This window comes from Streptomyces lasiicapitis (genome assembly GCF_014646335.1).
GTDB lineage: Bacteria > Actinomycetota > Actinomycetes > Streptomycetales > Streptomycetaceae > Streptomyces > Streptomyces lasiicapitis.
The window spans coordinates 379,571-400,916 of record NZ_BMNG01000010.1 but is presented as its reverse complement, the minus strand read 5'-3'; the positions used below and the strand labels follow the sequence as shown (position 1 = coordinate 400,916).

The 21,346-nt window shown below is 73.3% G+C and carries 11 protein-coding genes; 8 read left to right on the top strand and 3 right to left on the bottom strand.

All coding sequences use genetic code 11. The features are described 5' to 3' along the window. The first annotated feature begins 64 nt into the window (after positions 1-64). From IEY91_RS23375 to IEY91_RS23365, 3 genes are read left to right on the top strand one after another with little or no spacing between them, the layout of a single operon-like run. Positions 65-6,595 carry a non-ribosomal peptide synthetase gene (locus IEY91_RS23375; protein ID WP_189175548.1) on the top strand — a complete coding sequence of 2,177 codons (6,531 nt, stop codon included), beginning with the start codon at positions 65-67 and terminating at the stop codon, positions 6,593-6,595. Between the two features lie 8 nt (positions 6,596-6,603). Continuing rightward, positions 6,604-7,683 (top strand): thiamine pyrophosphate-dependent dehydrogenase E1 component subunit alpha, encoded by a 1,080-nt coding sequence (locus IEY91_RS23370; RefSeq protein ID WP_189175547.1) that lies wholly within the window; start codon positions 6,604-6,606, stop codon positions 7,681-7,683. Then, entirely contained in the window at positions 7,676-8,650 is a 975-nt protein-coding gene (locus IEY91_RS23365; RefSeq protein WP_189175546.1) for an alpha-ketoacid dehydrogenase subunit beta, read from the top strand. Before IEY91_RS23370 ends, IEY91_RS23365 begins: the two co-directional genes overlap by 8 nt. Here the strand turns inward: IEY91_RS23365 and IEY91_RS23360 are convergent. Continuing rightward, on the bottom strand, positions 8,647-9,240 hold the full coding sequence (locus tag IEY91_RS23360; RefSeq protein WP_164317388.1) for a TetR/AcrR family transcriptional regulator: 594 nt from the start codon (positions 9,238-9,240) through the stop codon (positions 8,647-8,649). The two genes, IEY91_RS23365 and IEY91_RS23360, sit on opposite strands and share 4 nt — an antisense overlap. A gap of 330 nt (positions 9,241-9,570) precedes the next feature. Between IEY91_RS23360 and IEY91_RS23355 the strand changes: the two genes are divergently transcribed. Genes IEY91_RS23355 through IEY91_RS23340 form a run of 4 tightly spaced genes read left to right on the top strand, consistent with a single transcriptional unit; the run spans position 9,571 to position 14,420 of the window. Beyond that, on the top strand, positions 9,571-10,170 hold the full coding sequence (locus IEY91_RS23355) for a 2Fe-2S iron-sulfur cluster-binding protein (protein ID WP_189175545.1): 600 nt from the start codon (positions 9,571-9,573) through the stop codon (positions 10,168-10,170). Further along, positions 10,167-11,159: an FAD binding domain-containing protein gene (locus IEY91_RS23350; RefSeq protein WP_189175544.1), complete on the top strand. Its 993-nt coding sequence runs from the start codon at positions 10,167-10,169 to the stop codon at positions 11,157-11,159. The genes IEY91_RS23355 and IEY91_RS23350 overlap by 4 nt, the downstream gene beginning before the upstream one ends. Further along, complete coding sequence (locus tag IEY91_RS23345) at positions 11,156-13,303, top strand: xanthine dehydrogenase family protein molybdopterin-binding subunit (protein ID WP_189175543.1); 2,148 nt, start codon at positions 11,156-11,158, stop codon at positions 13,301-13,303. Before IEY91_RS23350 ends, IEY91_RS23345 begins: the two co-directional genes overlap by 4 nt. After that, entirely contained in the window at positions 13,296-14,420 is a 1,125-nt protein-coding gene (locus IEY91_RS23340; RefSeq protein WP_189175542.1) for an XdhC family protein, read from the top strand. The genes IEY91_RS23345 and IEY91_RS23340 overlap by 8 nt, the downstream gene beginning before the upstream one ends. Before the next feature lie 52 nt (positions 14,421-14,472). Here the strand turns inward: IEY91_RS23340 and IEY91_RS23335 are convergent, their stop codons facing one another. Next, positions 14,473-17,010 carry a polysaccharide lyase family 8 super-sandwich domain-containing protein gene (locus IEY91_RS23335; RefSeq protein WP_189175541.1) on the bottom strand — a complete coding sequence of 846 codons (2,538 nt, stop codon included), beginning with the start codon at positions 17,008-17,010 and terminating at the stop codon, positions 14,473-14,475. Positions 17,011-17,271: 261 nt separating this feature from the next. Between IEY91_RS23335 and IEY91_RS23330 the strand changes: the two genes are divergently transcribed. Continuing rightward, positions 17,272-20,283: an NACHT domain-containing protein gene (locus tag IEY91_RS23330; RefSeq protein ID WP_189175540.1), complete on the top strand. Its 3,012-nt coding sequence runs from the start codon at positions 17,272-17,274 to the stop codon at positions 20,281-20,283. A gap of 35 nt (positions 20,284-20,318) precedes the next feature. Here the strand turns inward: IEY91_RS23330 and IEY91_RS23325 are convergent, their stop codons facing one another. Next, positions 20,319-21,323: an ABC transporter substrate-binding protein gene (locus IEY91_RS23325; RefSeq protein ID WP_189175539.1), complete on the bottom strand. Its 1,005-nt coding sequence runs from the start codon at positions 21,321-21,323 to the stop codon at positions 20,319-20,321. Positions 21,324-21,346 lie beyond the last annotated feature (23 nt).

Here is a 21,346-nt window from a genome sequence, read left to right as displayed (position 1 = left end):
GGGACGAGCGCGGTCACCAACGGCAGAACGCAACGGCGTCGGCGAGCGACCAAGGGGCTGGGTAATGGCTATCACCGGATCGGACAGTGCTTTCACCGGGTCGGACCGCGCGCTCACCGGGTCGGAGGGAGTTCTCACCGGGCCGGAAGGCGCTCACGCTCACGCTCGCGCGGAGCACCGGCAGCGGCGGGCCGCCCCGGCCGCGGGCGCGTCGGCGCCCCCACGCGCGGGCACGTCCGCCGTGCTCACCGACCTGTTCGAGGCCCAGGCCGCCCTGCACCCGGACCGCACCGCCCTGACCTGCGGCGGCGAGCACCTCGACTACGCCACGCTCAACGCCCGCGCCAACCGCCTGGCGCACGCCCTGCTCGCCAGGGGAGCCGGACCCGAGCGCCTCGTCGCGCTCGCCCTGCCGCGCTCGGTGGACGCCGTGGTCGCGATCCTCGCCGTCCTGAAGTCCGGCGCCGGCTATCTGCCCCTCGACCTCGACCACCCCCCGGAACGCGTCAACCGGACGCTGGCCGACGCCCGCCCCGTGCTGCTCCTCAGCCAGGACCCGATGGACGTCCGCGCCGACATCCCCCGCCTCGTGCTCTCCGCCCGCGGCACCGCAGAGGAACTCGCCGTCCGGCCCGACACCGACCCAGCCGACGCCGACCGCCTCGCGCCCGTCACCCCGGCGACCACCGCGTACGTGATCTACACCTCCGGGTCCACAGGACGCCCCAAGGGCGTCGTCGTCTCGCACGACAACGTCGTCCGCCTGTTCACCGAGACGGCCGACGCGTTCCGCTTCGACGAGCACGACGTGTGGAGCCTCTTCCACTCCTATGCCTTCGACGTCTCCGTCTGGGAGATCTGGGGCGCGCTGCTGCACGGCGGCCGCCTCGTGGTCGTGCCGTACGAGACCAGCCGGGCGCCCGAGCGCTTCCGCGCGCTGCTCGCCGCCGAGCGGGTCACCGTCCTCAGCCAGACGCCGTCCGCCTTCTACCCGCTGATGGAGGCCGACCGCGACGGCGCCGCGCACGGCGGTGAACTCGCCCTGCGCCTGGTGGTGTTCGCGGGCGAGGCCCTCGACTTCGGCAAGCTGGCGCCCTGGTACGCGCGCCACCGCGACGACGCCCCGGTGCTCGTGAACATGTACGGCATCACGGAGACCACCGTCCACACCACCCTCACCCGGCTCACCGCCGCCGACGCGGCCCCGGGCGCCCCGAGCCGCGTCGGCGCGGGCATCCGCGACCTTTCCCTGTACGTCCTCGACGAGGCGCTGCGGCCGTGTCCGCCGGGCGTGGCGGGGGAGTTGTACGTGGCCGGGCCCGGCGTCACCCGGGGCTACCTCGGCCGCCCGGAGCTGACGGCCGTGCGCTTCGTCGCCGACCCGTTCGGCCCGGCTGGGGCCCGGATGTACCGCAGCGGTGACGTGGTGCGGTGGAGCGAGGACGGCGAAGGGGTCGGGCACCACGGCGACCTGGAGTTCATCGGCCGCGCCGACCAGCAGATCAAGATCCGTGGCTTCCGGATCGAACCGGGCGAGATCGAGTCCGCGCTCACCGCGCACCCCGCCGCCCGCCAGGCCGCCGTCGTCGCCCGCGAGGACCGTCCGGGCGACCGGCGCCTGGTCGCGTACGTCGTACCGGAGTTCCGCCAGGAGCCGGACGCGGGGGCGGCGGACGGCACCGCCGCACGCCAAGTGGGCGACTGGGAGCGGGTGTTCGACGCCCAGTACGCGGGGACAGGCGCCGGTTCGAGTGCCGGCGTCGGCGTCGGCGGCAGGGTGCCGCGTGCCGCGTTCGGCGAGAACTTCGCGAGCTGGTACGACAGTTACACCGACCGCCGCCCCATCCCCCCGGACCACATGCGGGAGTGGCGCGACACCACCGTGCGCCGCATCCAGGCACTGCGCCCCCGCCGTGTCCTGGAACTCGGCGTCGGCACGGGCCTGCTCCTCTCCCGGCTCGCCCCGGACTGCGAGGAGTACGTCGGCACCGACATCTCCGCGCGGGCCGTCGAGGACCTGGGCGGCCAGATCGCCGCCCGGCCCGCCCTGTCCGGCCGGGTGCGGCTGCGACACCAGGCCGCGCACGACACCACAGGCCTGCCGGAAAGTCACTTCGACGTCGTCGTCATCAACTCCGTGCTCCAGTACTTCCCCAGCGCCGGCTACCTCCTGGACGTCCTGTCCAAGGCCCTGGCGCACACCGCCCCCGGCGGCCGCGTCTTCGTCGGCGACGTACGCGATCTGCGCGCCCTGCGGTCCTTCGGCACCGCCGTCCAACTCCGCCGGGCGGCCCCCGGTGCCGAGCGCGGCACGGTGCGGCACGCCGTCGAGCGCGCGCTGGTGCGCGAGGAGGAACTGCTGCTCGCGCCGGACTTCTTCGCCGCCTTCGCGGCCCGCGAGGACGCGGTCGGCGCCGTGGACATCCAGGTGCGGCGCGGCACCCGGCACAACGAGATGACGCGGTACCGCTACGACGTGGTCCTGCACAAGGCGCCCGTGACGACGGCGCCCGCGGGCGGGGAGCGGCTCCGCTTCGGCGACGACGTACCGGATACGGGCGCGCTCGCGACGTACCTGGAGCGAAACGCCCCCGCCCGACTGCGCGTCCTCGGCGTCCCCAACCGCCGTACCGCCCAGGAGACCGCCGCCGCGCGGGCCTTCGACAACGGAGCCGCCGTCGCCGACGCCCACCACCTCCTCGCACAGCGGCCCCACGGCGTCGACCCGGAGGAACTGCACCGGCTCGGCGAGCGCCTCGGCTACCGCGTCGCGGTCACCCCGGCGGCGACCGCCGTGGACGCCGTGGACGTACTCCTCGTGCGCGGCGATGAAGGTGAAGTGGGCGGGGACGAGGGCGTGTTGGAGGCCTACGAGCCCGACGGCATCCCCGGTGACCCGCTGACGTACGCCACCAGCCCGGTGGCCGCGCGCCGCGGCGGCCAGCTCACCGCCGCGCTGCGCGAGCATCTGCGCGAGCGGCTGCCCGACTACATGATGCCGTCGGCCGTCGTACTCCTGGAGCGGCTGCCACTGACCGTCAACGGCAAGCTGGACCGCGCGGCGCTGCCCGCGCCGGTCGTCGAGGCGCAGTCGGCGCGGGCCCCGCGCACCGAACGGGAAGAAGTGCTGTGCGCCCTGTTCGCGGAGATCCTCGGCGTCGAGGGCATCGGCATCGACGACGACTTCTTCTCCCTCGGCGGCCACTCGCTCCTCGCCACCCGCCTCGCCGCGCGCGTACGGACCCGCCTCGGCGCGGAACTCACCGTCCGCGCCCTCTTCGAGCACCCCACCGTCGCCGGACTCGCGGCCCACCTCGACCGGCCCGCGCCGCCCGACGCCCCCGGCGCCCGCCCGGCACTGCGTGCCGCCGAGCGGCCCGACCCGCTCCCGCTGTCCTTCGCGCAGCGCCGCCTGTGGTTCCTGCACCGCCTGGAAGGCATGAGCCGCGCCTACAACGTCCCCTGGACGCTGCGCCTCACCGGCGACCTGGACGTCCCCGCGCTGCGCGCCGCCGTCGCCGACCTCGTCGCCCGCCACGAGTCCCTGCGCACCGTCTTCCCCGACCACGACGGCGAGCCGCGCCAGCGGATCCTGTCGCCGGAACGGGCCCGGCCGCCCCTGGACGTGACCCGTACGACCGAGGCGGAACTGCAGGGCGCCCTGGCCTCCGCGAGCGCCCACAGCTTCGACCTGGCCGCCGACATCCCCGTCCGCACCCATCTGTTCCGCGTCGGCGTCACCGAGCACGTGCTGCTGCTCCTCGTGCACCACATCGCCTGCGACGGCTGGTCGTTCGCGCCGCTCGCGGAGGACCTGATGGCGGCGTACGAGGCGCGCCGGGCGGTGGACCGGCCCGAGCCCGGCGACCGCCCCACCCCCGAGGCCGAGCGCGACCTCCGCGCCGGCCCCGCCCCCGCCGTCCAGTACGCCGACTACGGCCTGTGGCAGCGCGAGCTCCTGGGCGACCCCGGCGACCCGGCGAGCCCCCTCGCCCACCAGCTCGCCTACTGGCGCCGTCAACTCGCCGACCTTCCTGCCCAGTTGGACCTGCCCTTCGCCCGCCCGCGCCCCGCCGAACCCACTTACGGCGGTGAGACCCTCTCCGTGGCCTGGGACGCCGAGCTGCACCGGCGGCTCTCGGCGCTCGCGCAGGAGAGCAGCACGAGCCTGTTCATGGTGCTCCAGGCGGGCCTCGCGGCGCTGCTCACCCGGCTCGGCGCCGGGTCCGACATCCCCATCGGCTCGCCGATCGCGGGCCGCACCGACCAGGGCCTCGACCGCTCGGTGGGCTTCTTCGTCAACACCCTCGTCATCCGCAACGACACCTCGGGCAACCCCGCCTTCCGTGACCTCCTGGACCGGGTCCGCGATGTGTCCCTGAGCGCGTACGAGCACCAGGACGTGCCCTTCGAGTACCTCGTCGACGACCTCAACCCGCCCCGCGCCATCGGCAGGCACCCGCTCTTCCAGGTCTCCCTGGTCGTGCAGAACGCCCCGGCGCCACGCCTCGACACACCTGGCCTGGAGATCACCACCGACCTCCTGCACCCCGGCTCAGCCCGCTTCGACCTGCTCCTGAACATCGAGGAACGCTTCACCGACGACGGCCGCCCCGCGGGCCTGACCGGGTTCTTCGAGTACAACACCGACCTGTTCGACCCCGAGAGCGTGGACGCCGTCGCGACCCGGCTCGCCCGGCTCCTGAACGCGGCCGCCGACGACCCGCACGCGCCGATCGGGCGGCTCGACGTCCTGAGCGCGAAGGAGCGGCGGCTGCTCTTCGAGGAGTGGAACGACACCGCACGGCCCATCCCGCCCGTCACCGTGCCCGACCTCTTCGAGCGCCAAGTGGCCCTGACTCCGGACGCGTCGGCCGTCGTCTGCGGTGAAGTGCAGCTGTCGTACGCGGAGTTGAACACGCGAGCCAACCGGCTCGCCCACCGGCTCATCGCCGCCGGCACCGGCCCCGAGCAGGTCGTGGCCGTGGCCCTGCCCCGCACGGCGGACCTGATCGTCGCCCTCGTCGCCGTCCTGAAGACGGGCGCCGCCTACCTCCCGATCGACCCGCGCCACCCCGCCGACCGCATCGCCTTCATGCTCCAGGACGCCGCGCCCGCCTGCGTCGTGACGGCGTACGACGCGGGGTGCGAACTGCCCGTGGACGTCCCGCGCGTGCACCTGAACGCCGCGTCCGGGGCGACCGGTCATGACACCGGCGACCCGCGCGACGCCGACCGCATCGGCCCCCTCACCCCGGCCAACGGCGCGTACGTCCTCTACACCTCCGGGTCCACAGGGCGCCCCAAGGGCGTCCTCGTCCCGCACGCCAACGTCGTGGACCTGGTGCTGTGGGGGCGCGAGGCCCTGGGGCACGACCAGCTCGCCCACGCCCTCGCCGCCACGCCGCTGACCTTCGACGTCTCCGTGTTCGAGATCTTCGGACCGCTGCTCTCCGGCGGCGTCATCGAGGTCGTCGCCGACGTCCTGACACTCGGCGAGCGCGCGGGCGGGCGCTGGCGGGGCAGCCTCATCTGCGCCGTGCCGTCGGCCCTTTCGGAGCTGGTGAGCCACCACGACGTGGACCTCGGGGCGCAGGTCGTCGCGCTCGGCGGCGAGGCCCTGTCCGCGCACACCCTGGCGGAGATCCGGGCCGCCGTACCGGGCGCGCGGATCGTCAACGTCTACGGCCCCACCGAGGCCACCGTCTACACCACCGCCTGGTTCTCCGACGACCCCGTGGCCGCCGAGGCCCCGCCCATCGGCCGCCCCGTCCGCAACACGCGCACCTACGTCCTCGACACCCATCTGCAACCCGTACCGGTGGGCGTCACGGGTGAGCTGTACGTCGCCGGGGCGGGCCTCGCCCGCGGCTATCTGCACCGGCCCGCGCTCACCGCCGAACGCTTCGTGCCCGACCCGTTCGGCGGGCCGGGGGAGCGGATGTACCGCACGGGCGACGTGGCCCGCTGGCGCGCGGACGGTCACCTGGAGTACCTGGGGCGGGCCGACGACCAGGTGAAGATCCGGGGCTTCCGGATCGAGCCGGGCGAGGTGGCGTCCGTCCTCGCCGCCCACCCGGGCCTCGCGCAGGCCGCAGTCGTGGTGCGCGAGGACCGGCCGGGCGACCGCAGGCTGGTCGCGTACTGCGTACCGACCGAAGGTGTCCAACCGGCGCTGGACGCAGGCGAGTTGAGGGGCCATCTGGCGCGGAGCCTGCCCGAGTACATGGTGCCCTCGGCCTTCGTCACGCTGCCGCGCCTTCCGCTGAGCCCCAACGGCAAGCTCGACCGGCGCGCCCTGCCCGCCCCGGACGAGCAGGGCGCGCGGCCGGGCGGGCGGGAGCCGCGTACCGCCACCGAGTCCGCGCTGTGCGCGCTGTTCGCCGAAGCCCTCGGCGTACCGGCCGTCGGCGTCGACGACAGCTTCTTCGACCTCGGCGGGCACTCCCTGCTCGCCGTGAAGCTGGTGTCCCGCATCCGCACCGCGCTGGACACGCCCCTCGGCATCCGGGCGGTCTTCGAGGCCCCCACCGTCGCCGCGCTGGCCCTGCGCCTCGGCAAGCAGGACCGCGCGGCCGAGCGACAAGGGAAGTGAGTGAGGCCATGCCAAATCCCCCAGGCGATCCGACAGCGCGGCCGGACACGGACGGTCCGGAGACGGGCAGTCCGGACACGGACGGTTCGGATACGCGCCGTCCGGACGCCGGCGGTCCCGACCCGGTGGCGCTCTACCGCACCATCAGGCTGATCCGCCGCTTCGAGGAGCGCTGCGTCGCCCTCGTGAAGGCGGGCGAGATCGTCGGCGGCATCCACCCCTACATCGGGCAGGAGGCCGTGGCCGCCGGGGTGTGCGCGGCGCTGCGCCCCGACGACCTCATCACCAGCACCCACCGCGGGCACGGGCACGTCCTGGCCAAGGGCGCGGACCCGGACCGGATGACGGCCGAGCTGATGGGCCGGACCACCGGGCTCAACAAGGGCCGCGGCGGCTCCATGCACGCGGCCGACGTCGGCCTCGGCATCCTCGGCGCGAACGGCATCGTCGGCGCCGGGGCACCGATCGCGACCGGCGCGGCCTGGGCCGCGGTGCGCGCGGGCGCCGACCGGGTCGCCGTCAGCTTCTTCGGCGACGGCGCGGTCAGCCAGGGCGTGGTCCTGGAGTCCTTCAACCTGGCGTCGCTGTGGCGGCTGCCGGTGCTGTTCGTGTGCGAGAACAACGGCTACTCCTCGACGGCCACCGTGGAGGACATGGTCGCGGGCTCGATACCGGGCCGCGCCGCCGCGTTCGGCATTCCCGCGGCGACGGTCGACGGCATGGACGCCGAGGCCGTGTTCGCCGCCACGCGGGAGTGCGTCGAGCGGGCCAGGCAGGGCGGTGGGCCCGCGTTCCTGGAGTGCCGCACCTACCGCTTCGACGCCCACCACACCTGGGAGCACCGGTCGTTCGTGCGCTACCGGACCCAGGAACAGGTGGAGGAGGGGCGCCGCCGCGATCCCATGGACATCCAGGGCGCGCGCATCGCCGAGGAGGACCGCGCCCGCGTCGACGACGAGGTGGAGGCCATCCTCGACGCGGCCGTGCGGTTCGCGCGCGACAGCCCGAAGCCCGATCCGTCCGAGGCTCTCGACTTTCTGTACGCGACGGGGCTGCGGCCCCGGGCGGGGGTGACCACCAGTGCCTAAGCTCGGCTATCTGACCGCGCTCACGCGGGCCCTGTCCGACGAACTCGCGCGGGACCCCGACGTGTGCGTGTTCGGTGAGGACATCCGCGTCGGCGTCGCCAACGTCACCAAGGGGCTCGTGCAGCGCTTCGGCCCGGAGCGGATCGTCGACACGCCGCTGTCGGAGCAGGCGTTCACGAGCTTCGCGACGGGCGCCGCGCTGTCGGGGCACCGCCCGGTCATCGAGTTCCAGATCCCGTCGCTGATGTTCCTGGTCTTCGAGCAGATCGCCAACCAGGCGCACAAGTTCTCCCTCATGACGGGCGGTCAGGCGAAGGTGCCGGTCACCTATCTGGTGCCCGGGTCGGGCTCGCGGACCGGCTGGGCGGGCCAGCACTCCGACCAGCCCTACAGCCTCTTCGCGCACGTCGGCCTGAAGACCGTGGTGCCCTCCAGCCCTGCCGACGCCTACGGCCTGCTGGTCTCCGCGATACGTGACGACGACCCCGTCGTGGTGCTCACACCGGCCGCCTCGTCGATGAGCTTCCAGAGCGTGAACCTCGACGAGCTCGCGCCGCTGCCGCTCGGGGTCGGCCATGTGGCGCGCTCCGGCACGGACGTCACCGTGGTGGCGGTCGGGCACTTCGTGGGCCAGGCCGTCGAGGTCGCCGAGGAACTCGCCGACGAGGTGTCGGTGGAGGTGTTCGACCCGCGCACGGTCTACCCGTTCGACTGGCACGGCCTCGCCGAGTCCGTGAACCGCACCGGGCGCCTCGTCGTCATCGACGACTCCAACCGCTTCTGCGGCCTGGGCGCGGAGGTCGTCGCGGCGGCGGCCGAGGAGATGCGCCTGGTCGCGCCGCCGCGGCGGATCACCCGCCCCGACGGTGCGGTGCTGCCCTTCGCCCTGGAGCTCGACCGGGCGGCCCAGCCCCACCGCGACCAGCTGGTGACGGCGATTCAGCAGGTGTGCAAGGAGAACCGCTAGCCGGCCTCGGTACGCGTACCCGGCGCGCCGGACCGCATCCCGTCCATGACGAGGTCGAGGAGGCGGCCGGCGCGCTGCTGCCACTCCTCCTGCGGGTCGATCTGCCACAGTCCGGCGATGGCGAGCAGGAAGTCGTCGGGGGTGAGGCCGGGGCGGATGGTGCCCGCGCGCTCGTTGGCCTCGATCAGCAGGGCGATGGCGGTGGAGAGCGGGCCGTGCGCCACGCTCTTCAGCGTGCCGTGGCTGGTGGTCGCCACGCGCATGGCGTCGGCCAGGCCGACCTTGGTCATCGCGTACCGCGCGAGGTGGTCCATCCACTCGCGCAGCGCCCGCTCGGGCGGGTGGCACTCCAGGAGCCGGGGCGCGGCGTCGGCGACCTGCAGCACCTCGTGGCGATAGACCTCCAGGACCAGGGCCTCACGGCTCGGGAAGTGGCGGTAGAACGTGCCCTGGCCGACACCGGCCTTCTTGGCGATCGCGCTCAGCGGGGCGTCCCCGCACCGCGTCAACTCCTCCAGCGCCACGACGAGAATGCGCTCGCGATTGCGCTGCGCGTCCGAGCGCAGGGGCGTCTCTCTCTTCTCCCGCACTCGTGGTCCTCCTGGAAGTCGCGGTGGGCGCCGGCCGCGCTGGAGCCGGGGTCGGGACGCGCTCGTCGAACCTTGCTAAGCGGACAGCTGTCCGGTAGGTTCGCAGATTAGCGGACAGTTGTCCGTTTGAGTTCACTCCACCATAGCGCAGGCATGGCCGGATGCATTCGGTCGGTGGCCCCACGGCCGCCCGCGCTCCGGCCCGCACAGTGCTGCACCTCCTGCTCAGCCCTCTCAGCCCGCTCTTCCCGTGTCACCTGCGCGACCCGCGCCGCCCGTGCCCACGCCTCGGCGCCCGTCGCGCACCGCATCCGCGAAAGAAGGCCGATCATGGCTCCACCGACGTCCAGCGCCCCCGCGACGTCCAGCGGCATCACCCTGAACGTGAACGGGGAGAAGCGCACGCTGCCCGTCGACCACCGCACCACCCTGCTCGACGCCCTGCGCGAGCGCCTCGACCTGACCGGCACCAAGAAGGGCTGCGACCAGGGCCAGTGCGGTGCCTGCACGGTCCTCGTCGACGGCCGCCGCACGCTGTCCTGTCTGCAGCTCGCGGTCGCCGCCGACGGCCGCGAGATCACCACCATCGAAGGCGTCGCCGACGGCGACCGGCTGCACCCCGTGCAGCAGGCCTTCCTCGACCTCGACGGCTACCAGTGCGGCTACTGCACACCTGGCCAGATCTGTTCGGCCATCGCGGTCATCGAGGAGCACGCGGCGGGCTGGCCGAGCGCCGCGACCGCCGACGTACGGCCCGATGCGGGCCCGCCGCCGCTCGACGCGGACGAGATCCGCGAGCGGATGAGCGGCAACCTGTGCCGCTGCGGCGCGTACGTGGCCATCGTGGGCGCGGTCGCCCGCGCCGCCGAAGAGGTGCGCGCGGCCGACGCGACCACCGACGGCGTGAAGGCCAAGGGGGCGGCGGCATGAGGGAGTTCGGATACGAGCGGGCGTACGACGTCTCCGGGGCCGTGGCCCTGCTAGGCGCCGACCCCGAGGCGCGCTACCTCGGCGGCGGCACCAACCTCGTCGACCTGATGAAGACCGGCGTCGAGCGGCCCGCGCTGCTCGTCGACGTGACCCAACTGCCCCTCGACGGCATCGAGGTGACGGCGGACGGCGGACTGCGCGTCGGCGCGACCGTCACCAACAGCGACCTCGCCGCCCACCCCGAGGTCAGGCTCCGCTACCCCGCCCTGGCCCAGGCCGTCCTCGCCGGCGCCTCCGGGCAACTGCGCAACATGGCCACCGTCGGCGGCAACCTGCTCCAGCGCACCCGCTGCGGCTACTTCACCGACAGGGCCAGGCCCTGCAACAAGCGGACCCCGGGCAGCGGTTGCGCGGCCCTGGAGGGCGAGCACCACAACCACGCGATCCTCGGCGCCTCCGCGCACTGCGTGGCCACCCACCCCTCCGACATGGCGGTGGCCCTCGCGGCCTTCGACGCCGTCGTCACGTACGAAACGGGCGACGGGCCGGGCGAGTTGGCGCTGGCCGACTTCTATCTGCCCGTCGGTGACACGCCGCACCGCGAGACCGCGCTGCCGCCCGGTGCCCTGATCACCCACATCACCCTGCCGCCCGCCCCGGTCGCCGCCCACTCGCGCTACCGCAAGGTCCGCGAGCGCGCCTCCTACGCCTTCGCCATCGGCTCGGTGGCCGCCGCGCTCGACGTGCGGGACGGTGTCGTACGCGAAGTGCGCCTGGCCTACGGCGCGGTGGCGTCGCGGCCGTGGCGCGCACACGCGGCCGAGCGCGCGCTGACCGGCGGACCGGCCACGGCCGCCGCCTTCGCCGCCGCCGCGGACGCCGAACTGGCCGCCGCCGAGCCCCTGTCCGACAACGGGTACAAGGTGCCGCTCGTGCGCAACCTGACCGTCACCCTGCTGACCGAGCTGACCGAGGAGGCCGCCCGATGACCACCGCGACCGGAACGACCAGGGCCACGGGCGCCGTCGGCGCCGCGCACACACGCCTGGAGGGCCTGGCCAAGGTCACCGGCCAGGCGCGGTACGCGGGCGAGGTCCCGTTCGCCGAGCTGGCCCACGGCTGGATCGTCGTCTCCACCGTCGCGCGCGGACGCGTGCGCTCCGTCGACGACGCGTCCGTGCTGAAGATGCCCGGCGTCCTCTCCGTCCTCCACCACGGCAACGCCCCCCGCCTCCAGGAGGGCTTCGTCGGCTCCTTCGGGCCCGACCCCGTCGCGGAGATCCTCCAGCGGGACCGGGTGCCGCACATCGGCTGGCCGGTGGCGCTCGTCGTCGCCGAGACCTCCGAGCAGGCCAGGGAGGCCGCGGAGGCGCTGGTCGTCCACTACGACACCGAGGCCCACGACGTCGGCTTCTCCGCCGAGCACTCCGCGCGCTACACGCCGGAAGCGAGTGCCATGGGCCCCGCGGTCACGGAGAAGGGCGACCTGGAGACCCAACTCGCCGCCTCCGACGTGGTCGTGGACGAGCGCTACACCACCCCCGAACAGCACCACAACGCCATGGAGCCGCACGCGGCCATGGCCCGCTGGGACAACGGCCGGCTCGAAGTGGTCGACTCCACCCAGGGCACGCTGGCGACGGCGACCGACCTCGCCAACCTCTTCTCGCTCGACCCGGCCTCGGTGCACGTGCGCTCCGAGCACATCGGCGGCGGCTTCGGCTCCAAGGCCCTGGCCCGCGCGCACAACGTGCTCGCCGTCATGGCCACCACCGTCATCGGCCGCCCTGTCCGGGTGGTCCTGACCCGCCGCCAGATGTTCTCGCTCATCGGCTACCGCAGCCCCACCGCCCAGCGGGTCAGGCTCGGCGCCGGGGCCGACGGGCGGCTGCGCGCCTTCGACCACGACGGGGTGTCCCTCACCTCGACCCTGACCGAATTCGTCGAGGCGAGCAGCGCGTTCGGCCGGGCCATGTACGACGCGGAGGCGCACCGCACGGCCAACCACGTGGTGCCGCTCGACGTGCCCACGCCGACGTTCATGCGCGCGCCGGGGGAAGCGCCCGGGTCTTTCGCGCTGGAGTCCGCGTTCGACGAGCTCGCCGAGAAGTGCGGCCTGGACCCGATCGAACTGCGGGCCCGCAACGAACCGGCCGTGGGCCCCGTCACCGGACTGCCGTTCGCGAGCAACGAACTGCTCACCTGCTTCCGCGAGGGAGCACGGCGCTTCGGCTGGGACAGCCGCGACCCGCGCCCCGGCGTGCGCCGCGACGGCCGGTGGCTGGTCGGCACGGGCACCGCCGCGGCCACCTTCCCCGCGGGCGCCGCCCCGTCGACCTCGGCGGTCACGGCGGAGGCCGACGGCACCTTCACCGTGCGGATCAACGCGGCCGACGTCGGCACCGGAGCGCGCACCGCGCTCGGCCAGGTCGCCGCCGACGGGCTCGGCGTGCCGCTGGAGCGGATCCGCGTCCGCATCGGCGACAGCGACCTCGGCCAGGCCTGGCTGTCCGGCGGCTCCATGGGCACGCGGTCGTGGGCGTGGGCCGTCATGATCGCGGTGGACGAACTGCGCGAGCGGCTCGCCCTCGGGGCCGACATCCCGCCGGAGGGCATCACCGTGCGCTCGGACAGCGCCGAGGCCATCGGCGCGCTCGCCGAGAAGGAACGGCACTCCTACGGCGCCCAGTTCGCCGAGGTCGCCGTCGACACCTCCACCGGCGAGGTACGCGTACGCCGCATGCTCGGCATCTTCGCCGCCGGGACGATCGTCAACCCGCTCACCGCGCGCAGCCAGTTCGTCGGCGGCATGACCTGGGGCCTGTCCATGGCCCTGCACGAGGAGGCGATCAGGGACCACGCGTCGGGCGCGCTCGCCAACGGCGACCTCGCGGGCTACCACTTCGCCGCCAACGCCGACGTGCCCGTCATCGAGGCGGACTGGGTCGACGACCCCGACCCGGACGACCCGGTCGGCATCAAGGGCATCGGCGAGATCGGCATCGTCGGCGCGGCCGCCGCGATCGCCAACGCGGTCTGGCACGCCACCGGCGTCCGCCACCGCGACCTGCCGATCCGTCCGGACCGGGTCCTCGGCGCGGCCACCGCGCCGACCGGGGGATCCCGTGCTTGACATCGCCGAAGAGCTGGGCCGATGGGCCGAGGAGGGCCGCGAGTTCGCCGTCGCCACCGTCGTGGCGGTCGGCGGCAGCGCGCCGCGCCCTCCCGGCGCCGCCCTCGCAGTCGACCGCGAGGGCACCGTCATCGGCTCGGTCTCCGGCGGCTGCGTGGAAGGCGCGGTGTACGAACTGTGCGCCCAGGCCCTCCAGGACGGCGAGAGCGTCCTCGAACGCTTCGGGTACAGCGACGACGACGCCTTCGCCGTGGGCCTGACCTGCGGCGGTGTCATCGACATCCTCATCACCCCGGTCGGCGTCGACGCCCCGGACCGCCCCGTGTACGCGGCCGCCCTCGCGGCGGCCGCCCGCGGGGAGACCGCGGCGCTGGCCCGGGTGACCCGCGGCCCCGCCGAGCTGTGCGGCAGGGCGCTCCTCGTGCGGCCCGACGGGTCGTACGAGGGCGGGCTCGGCGGGGCGGCAGGGCTCGACCGCACCGCGGCCGCCGAGGCGCGGGCGCTGCTCGACGCGGGGCGCACCGCGACCGTCGAGGTGTCGGAGGACGGCGCGCACTGCCCCGGCGGGGTGACGCTGCTCGTCGAGTCGAGCGTGCCGCCGCCCCGGATGATCGTGTTCGGCGCCGTCGACTTCGCGGCGGCGCTGGTGCGGGCGGGCAAGTTCCTCGGCTACCACGTGACGCTGTGCGACGCGCGCCCCGTGTTCGCCACCCGGAACCGCTTCCCGGAAGCCGACGAGATCGTCGTCGACTGGCCGCACCGCTATCTGGAACGCACCCCGACCGACAGCCGCACCGTGCTGTGCGTGCTCACCCACGACGCCAAGTTCGACGTGCCCGTGCTCGTGGCGGCCCTGCGGATGCCGCTCGCCTTCGTCGGCGCGATGGGCTCGCGCCGCACCCACGAGGACCGCAACGCGAGGCTCCGCGACGCGGGCGTCACCGACCTCGAACTGTCCCGGCTGCACTCGCCCATCGGTCTCGACCTGGGCGCGCGCACGCCGGAGGAGACGGCGCTTTCGATCGCGGCGGAGATCATCGCGTCACGGCGGGGTGGGACGGGGGTGCCGCTGATGGGGGCGCACACGCCGATTCACCATGACGCGGTGGCGGCGTGAGACACCCCCGGGCCGGGGGCGCGGAGAGGGTGCGCCGACCGGCGCCACCCTCTCACCGCGTCTCGCGCAACGTCGCCGTGAAGCTCCGCCCGTACGCGTGGTGCGTGTCCACCTCGACCCGGGTGCCTCCGCGCACCAAGCGCACCCGCACCCCCTCGTCCGCCGCATCGACCCGCAGCCGCCGCCCCCGCAACAGCACCCCGACCGAGTCCCGGTCCATGGTCGGGTCGGACACGGCGATGCCCGTCGCCCCGGACGGGCCTCGGCGCCGCACGATGACGGACGCGGGCCCGTCCACCTCCAGGCCCCCCGCCTCGTGCCGTCCCGAGCCGAAGGAGTTGGCGGCCGTCAGGCCGAGGCCGGAGTGCGAAACAGCCTGCAGCCGCGTTGAGTTGGCGAGCACCTTCAGCGGGCCGCCCGCGTACGACCGCAGCAGCCGCTCGCCCGCGTTCGGCACCAGCGCGTAGGCGAGGGCGACAGGCCGGGCCCCGGCGGCCCGGTCGACGGACACGCCGAAGACCTGGCGGGTCACCGCGGTGTCCGGGTTGGCGGTGCGGACCACGCGGCGGCTGCGGGTGACGTCGTCAAGGGCGACCCGTACGCGTGGCGTGTCGAGGAAGAGGTAGCCCACGGAGGTGCCCTGCGAGGCGTTGGCGTACCGCAGCCACCGCAGGTCGGCCGTCCCGGTCCCGGACCACGGGCGGCCGTCACGGCGTACCCCCGTCAGGGACACGGCGTCGTCCGGCGCGGCGACACGCGCGTCGACGGCGGTGGTCACCGCCCGCCCCGCGAGGTCGCCCACGCCCGCCGCGAGCACCACGATCTCGTCGTCGAACAGGAACCACGACTTCGTGGCCGACGCGTTGCGATGGACCACGAAGTCGTCGGGCAGCAACTCCCGGTCGCGGTACGGGACATCACTGGACTGCACCATCGCGGCGGCGCCGTACGCCCCGAGCACCGCGCCCCCGGAGTGCCCGTGCGTGCCGCGCGGAAAGTACACGTACTTGTTCTGCGACTCCGACGACGACGTGAAGTTCAGCGGATGCCCGGGGTTGTCGTAGTAGGGCTTGCCGTACAACTCCGGGACGGTGCGCCGCAGTTCGGCCGGTGCGGTCACCCCGGCGAGGGCGTACGGGGACACCGTGGTGAAGTAGTCCACGCCGTACGCCCGCGTCTGGTCCTGGCCCGACAGATAGAGGTAGTGGGCGCCCTCGCCCTGGAACCAGGGCATCAGGTTCTCGCCGTTCATGTACTCGTACTTGCTGATCCGCGCCGAACTGCGCGCGAGCGCGAACGCGTAGCCGGGCCTGCGGTGCACCGTCCTGTCCATCGCGTTGAAGGCGACGCTGCGCGCGGCGGGGTTGAGGTCGGCGGCCGGCACGGAGGCGTCGGCGAGGATGTCGGCGTACGCCACGACGCTGCCGGGCGAGACGAAGCGGGCCGGGTCGAGGGTGGCGCGGGAGGTCTCGCGGATGTGCTTCACATAGCTCTTCAGGGCGGTGGCGTCGGCGCCGCTCGCGAGCGCGGAGAGGTCGACGACGGCCTCGACCACGACGGCCACGTCCGTGTAGCCGGAGTCCGTCCGCGACACCGCGCGCCCCTTGACGATCTCCATCATCCAGCCCTCGAAGATCAGCGGCGCGAACCCGTTGCGCACCCACCCGCGCACCACGGGCACCAGCTCCTCGCCGTGCGCGAAGCCCGTGCCGTCGAGGATCTTCAGGGTCTGTACGACACGGGTCAGCAGGCCCTTGCCGTAGGAGCCGGTGTAGGCCACCGACGCGTGCTGGAGGAAGGAGCCGTCGGCGTAATGGCCGTCCGTCACCCCGTGGTTGAGGCGATAGGGGTCGATGGTGGCGAAGACCGTGAGCTGGTCGGTGAGGGCCTTGCGGACGCGGGCCTCGTCGCCGAGCAGGGCGCCCTGGAGGACGCGGTTGGTGGTGATGTCCGCGAGGTTCGCGCCGGTGTGGAACCGCGAGTCGAGGTTCACGTCGCCGTCGGTGCCGTTGCGCAGGTACGCGTCCATGGACGTGACGTACGTACGCACCAGCTCCGGGCGGTACGCGCGCACCTCGTCGTACAGCAGCACCAGGGCCTTGCTGACGCTCTGCGAGATGCCGATCTCCCAGTGGAACCAGTTGCCGTAGTAGCCCTTGGACTGGTCGCCGTAGTACCGCTCGTGCAGCCACACCAGGCCGTCGATGACACGTCGCCGCACGGCCGTGTCCCCGTACAGGCCGCCGCCGCGCGTGCTCGTGGCCAGCGCGATCTCGTACAGCCGACGGAAGGCCGTGTTGAGGTTCGCGTCGTCGGTGCCGAGCGCCAGACCGGCGAACAGCTCGCCCTCGCCCGCGGTGTCCATCGCCTTCAGGTTCGCCCGCGCGGCCTTGTCGACGGTGGCGAGCTTGGCGGCGGTCTCCGGCCGCGCGTTGGACTCGGCCGTCCCCGCGAACACCGCCTCCGTGTTGGCGCGCAGCCGCGCCAGGCCCTCCGCGGCGGCGGCAGCGCTCACCGGCCCGACGGGGATCACGGCGAGGAGACCTGCCGCCGAGAGGGCGGAGAGCAGACGTCTGCGGGTGATGTCCATGGCTTCCTCCGACCGTGAGGTGGCGCTCCGGCGGGCGGAGTCAAGCAGATGCCCCGACCGGCAACAAGAGGGCTCGCGCGGCTGCTTCGCCCTGCCGGAGCGGACGCCACCGATGCGCGGCGAACCGGGCTCATCGGTGGTCCATTCGTGTAAGGCTGGCCGCGGGATCCGCGGAACACACACTCGGGGGGACTTGTGACGCCGCGCAGGTTGCTGTCGTTCGGAGACGCGCTGGGGCTTCTGGGCGGGGATCCGCCCGCTGTGGCAGCGCTCGACCGGGCGCTGGGCGGCGCGTTGAACCTGGCGACCGGTGGCCTGAGCGGCAGCGTGCTCGGCATGTTCGACGCGCGGGGACGCGTGCTCGGCCTGGGGCGCGACGCGTGGCGCGGCCTTGGGGAACGCCTGGGGCGTAGCGACGGCCGGGTGGAACGCGCCCGTGTCCTGGAGGCGGCCCACACCGTGATCGTCGTGCTCGCCTTCTTCGACGCCCTGGAGAGGGTCGGACTGCCCTTCTCCAGGGAAGAGGTGGAGCTGACCCGCCGGGAGCAGTTCATCGTGGCGAGCGGCGGGCCCCCGTCGGAGGACGGCTCCACCGGCGGCGCGGCGCACGTCGACGCACCACGTCCCGCGCCGCATCTTCCCTACGAGGTCCACGTCACCGAACTGCGCGGCTGGTACGAGCACTTGGCGTCGCGCATGCTCGACTTCCTGCAGGGGCTCGCCGTGTGGGAGCGGCTCGACGAGGTCGCTCGCGGTGAGGCCGCGCACGCCGTGCGCACGACGGTTCCCCGGCTCGCCGTCCAGGAGTACGAGGCGCTGTACGCGCGGCTCGTACTCGAAGCGCCCGAATTCGGTCTGTGGGCGAGCCGGGTGGAGCATCAGGCCACGCGTGCCGAGCTGCGCAGGGCGCTCGTCGGCCTGGAGACGCTCCTGACCGCGAGCGCCGCCCTGCACCGGCCGCCGGCCGATGTCGCGGGCGCCCTCTCCCGGGCGCACCGATCAGCGCTGGACCACCGGATCCTCGACGCCCAGGAGGCACCCGAGGGAATCCAGATGCCGAGCCTCGCCGAGGCCTACCTCGACCCCGACTTCCGGGTGCGGGCGGTGGACGGGCAGGGCAGTCCGGCGGACGAGGAGTGGTGGCGGGACGCACCCGTACGGCAGGACCTCACCGAGTATCTTGCGGGAGCGCTCACCTCGGAAGGCCTGACGGCCGCTCCGCTCCTTGTGCTCGGCCAGCCCGGCGCGGGGAAGTCCGTGCTGGTCCGGATCCTCGCGGCCCGGCTGCCGTCGGCCGGATTCCTGCCGGTGCGGGTGGCGCTGCGCGACGTACGCGCGGACGACGAGATCCAGGACCAGATCGAGCAGGCGATCCGCGAGGCCACCGGGGAGCGGGCCACCTGGCCCGACCTGGTGCGCTCCGCGGGCGCCGCGGTGCCGGTCGTCCTGCTCGACGGGTTCGACGAGCTGCTGCAGACCACGGGAGTGCACCAGAACGACTTCCTGGTGCGGGTCGCCCGCTTCCAGGAGCGGGAAGCCGAGCAGGGGCGTCCGGTCCTGGCCGTGGTCACCAGCCGTACCGCGGTCGCCGACCGGGCGCGCTGTCCGCAGGGCACCGTCGCGCTGCGCCTCGACCCCTTCCGCAGGGAGCAGATCCAGCTCTGGATCGAGCAGTGGAACCTCACCAACGCCATGAACTTCCAGGCCATGAGGCTGCCGCCGCTCACCTGGGACGCCGTCGCACCGCATCGCGCGCTGGCCGGGCAGCCCCTGCTCCTCACCATGCTCGCCCTGTACCAGGCCGCGGGGAACGACCTCCACGGCGAGGACGAACGCCCCCTGGACGAGGCCGACCTCTACGAGGCGCTGCTCGGCTCCTTCGCCCGGCGCGAGGTGCGCAAGGACGTCCGGGTCCCCGACCACGAAGTGGAGCAGCGCGTCGAGGAGGAGCTCGAACGGCTCTCGCTGGTGGCCTTCGCCATGATGAACCGGCAGCGGCAATGGGTGTCGACGGCCGAGCTCGACGAGGATCTGGCGGCCCTCACCGGGCGGGCGCCGACGCGGGCCTCCGGGCTCCGCGCACCCCTGGGGCGGGCCGAAGTCGCCCTCGGGCGCTTCTTCTTCGTGCAGCGCGCGCAGTCGATCCGGGACGGCCGGACGCTGTCCAGCTATGAGTTCCTGCACGCGACGTTCGGGGAGTATCTGGCGGTCCGCCTCGCGGTGCGGCTCCTGTCCGGGCTCCTCGACCACCGCCCGGTCCTTTCGATGGGCAGCGAGCCCCTCAACGACGACCTGATGTTCGCCCTGCTGTCCTTCGCGCCGCTGTCCTCCCGGCAGATGCTCCGCTTCGCCCGCGCCCGCGTGGAACGACTGCCGCGGGCGGAGCGCGAGGCGCTGGCCCGGCTCGTCGTACGGGCCATGGGGGAGCGGGAGTTGCGCGCCGAGCAGCCGTACGCGACGTATCTCCCGCGACAGCTCCGGGTCTCCTCCCGGCACGGGATCTACGGCGCGAACCTGGTGGTGCTCGCGCTGCTGCTGACCGGCGGTACGACGGTCAGCGCGCTGTTTCCGTCGTCGCCCAACTGGGCGACCGTGTGGCACCGCCATGTGCTGCTGTGGCGATCGTCCCTCGACGAGGTGCAGTGGACCGACCTCGCGCTGTCGCTGAGCGTGCGGCGCGTCCGGCACGGGCACGAGCGCGACATCGAAGTCGCCGTCCGGCAGGGCGAGTTGGAATTCCCGGAGCAGGTGGACGCCCACTGGCTCTTCCGGGTTCCCCGGGAGGAGGGCCCCACTCTCTGGCACCGCACGTACTGGCACGAGATCTGGCACAAGATGGACGTCTCGGCCGGAACGAACGACGGTGTCGCACTGCAGGCGCTCCGGCCACTGTTCGAGTCGCTGGGGCCGCTGGTGACCACGTTCAACGGCGGCGGTACACGACCCGCCACCTCCGCCGCTCACGACCTGCTGCGGCTGTGGCTGGACGGCGCGGAACTGCCCGCGGAGGAGGTCGTGGAACTGCACAAGAGGGTCGGTGCGTCCTTCCTGGTCCTGAGCTCGTCGGAGGAGGTCACCTGGCGTCTCGTCCCCCTGCTGATCGGTCTCCTGGACCGGGATCTGCCGCGGCTCAGCCCGGAGCAGTCCCTGGTCGTCATCGAGCGGCTTCTGGACACCGCCCCGGTGGGGTTCGAGGACCAGGTCCTCGACCACATCAAGATCCACCACTCCCGCCTGTACAGCAAGATCGCCCACAGCGTCGACGGTTCATGAGCTCTGCTCGACGGCCCATGAGTTCTGTCGACGGTTCACGAGGTCTTCGGCAGGCCCCGCGGATTCACCTCCGAGGAGGGAACGGCTTCGTCCGACAGGCCCCAGCGGTTGAGGACCTTGCCGTAACCGCCCTCGTCGATGAGGTGTTCCAGCGCCTGGTGGAGTGCTTTGAGCAGGCCGTTGTCCTTCTTCGTGGTGGCGGCGATCTTCCCCTGGAGCCGGTCGCCCGCGCCGGAGAACGTTCCGATGATCTCCGTCGTGCCGGTGGTGACCGCGTGGTACGCGGCGACGGGATGGGGCCCCAGATACGCGTCGATGCGGCCCGAGCCGAGCGCGAGGTAGTAGTCGCTGGTGTTCTGGAAGTACTTGATGTCGGTGGCCTCGCGGCCCGCCTTCACGTTCTGCTTGCTCCAGTCGACGAGGAGCTTCTCCTGGTTGGTGCCGGAGGAGACGCCGATGGTGCGGCCCGCCACGTCCTTCGCGCCCCTGACCTTCCAGTCGCGGTCCTTCTTCCCCTCGAAGGAGATGGTGTCGAGACGGTACGTGGCGAAGTCGTACTTCTCCTTGCGCTCCTCGGTGACGGTGATGTTGCTGAAGCCGACGTCGTACTTGCCGCTGTCCAGGCCGACGAAGATGTTCGCCCAGTCGACCGTGTGCGAGCGGACCTTCAGACCGAGGACGTCGGCGACGAGCTGGGCGATGTCCGTCTCCACGCCGATGACGGTCTTGTCGTCGGTGGCGTAGAAGGTCAGCGGGGGCGCCGTGCCCGCCGCGGCGACCACTTCGAGCGTGCCCCGGCTGCGGATCCTCTCCGGTACGAGGCGGGCGATGGCGTCGACCTTCTTGGCTCTCACGCGTTTCTGGTCCGGGCTCAGGTTGATGCGCGTGCCCTTGGCGCCGGGCCCGGCCCGTCCGGCCGGGGCGGTGTCCTCGTCTTCGGGGGTGCCGCAGGCGGCGGTGGTGAGGGCGAGGGCGGAGGCGAGGGCCAGGGTGAGGGTGGTGCGGCGGGTGAGGGTGGCGGGGGTGGTGCGGGTGGTCACGGGCTTGCTCCTCGGGGCGGGAC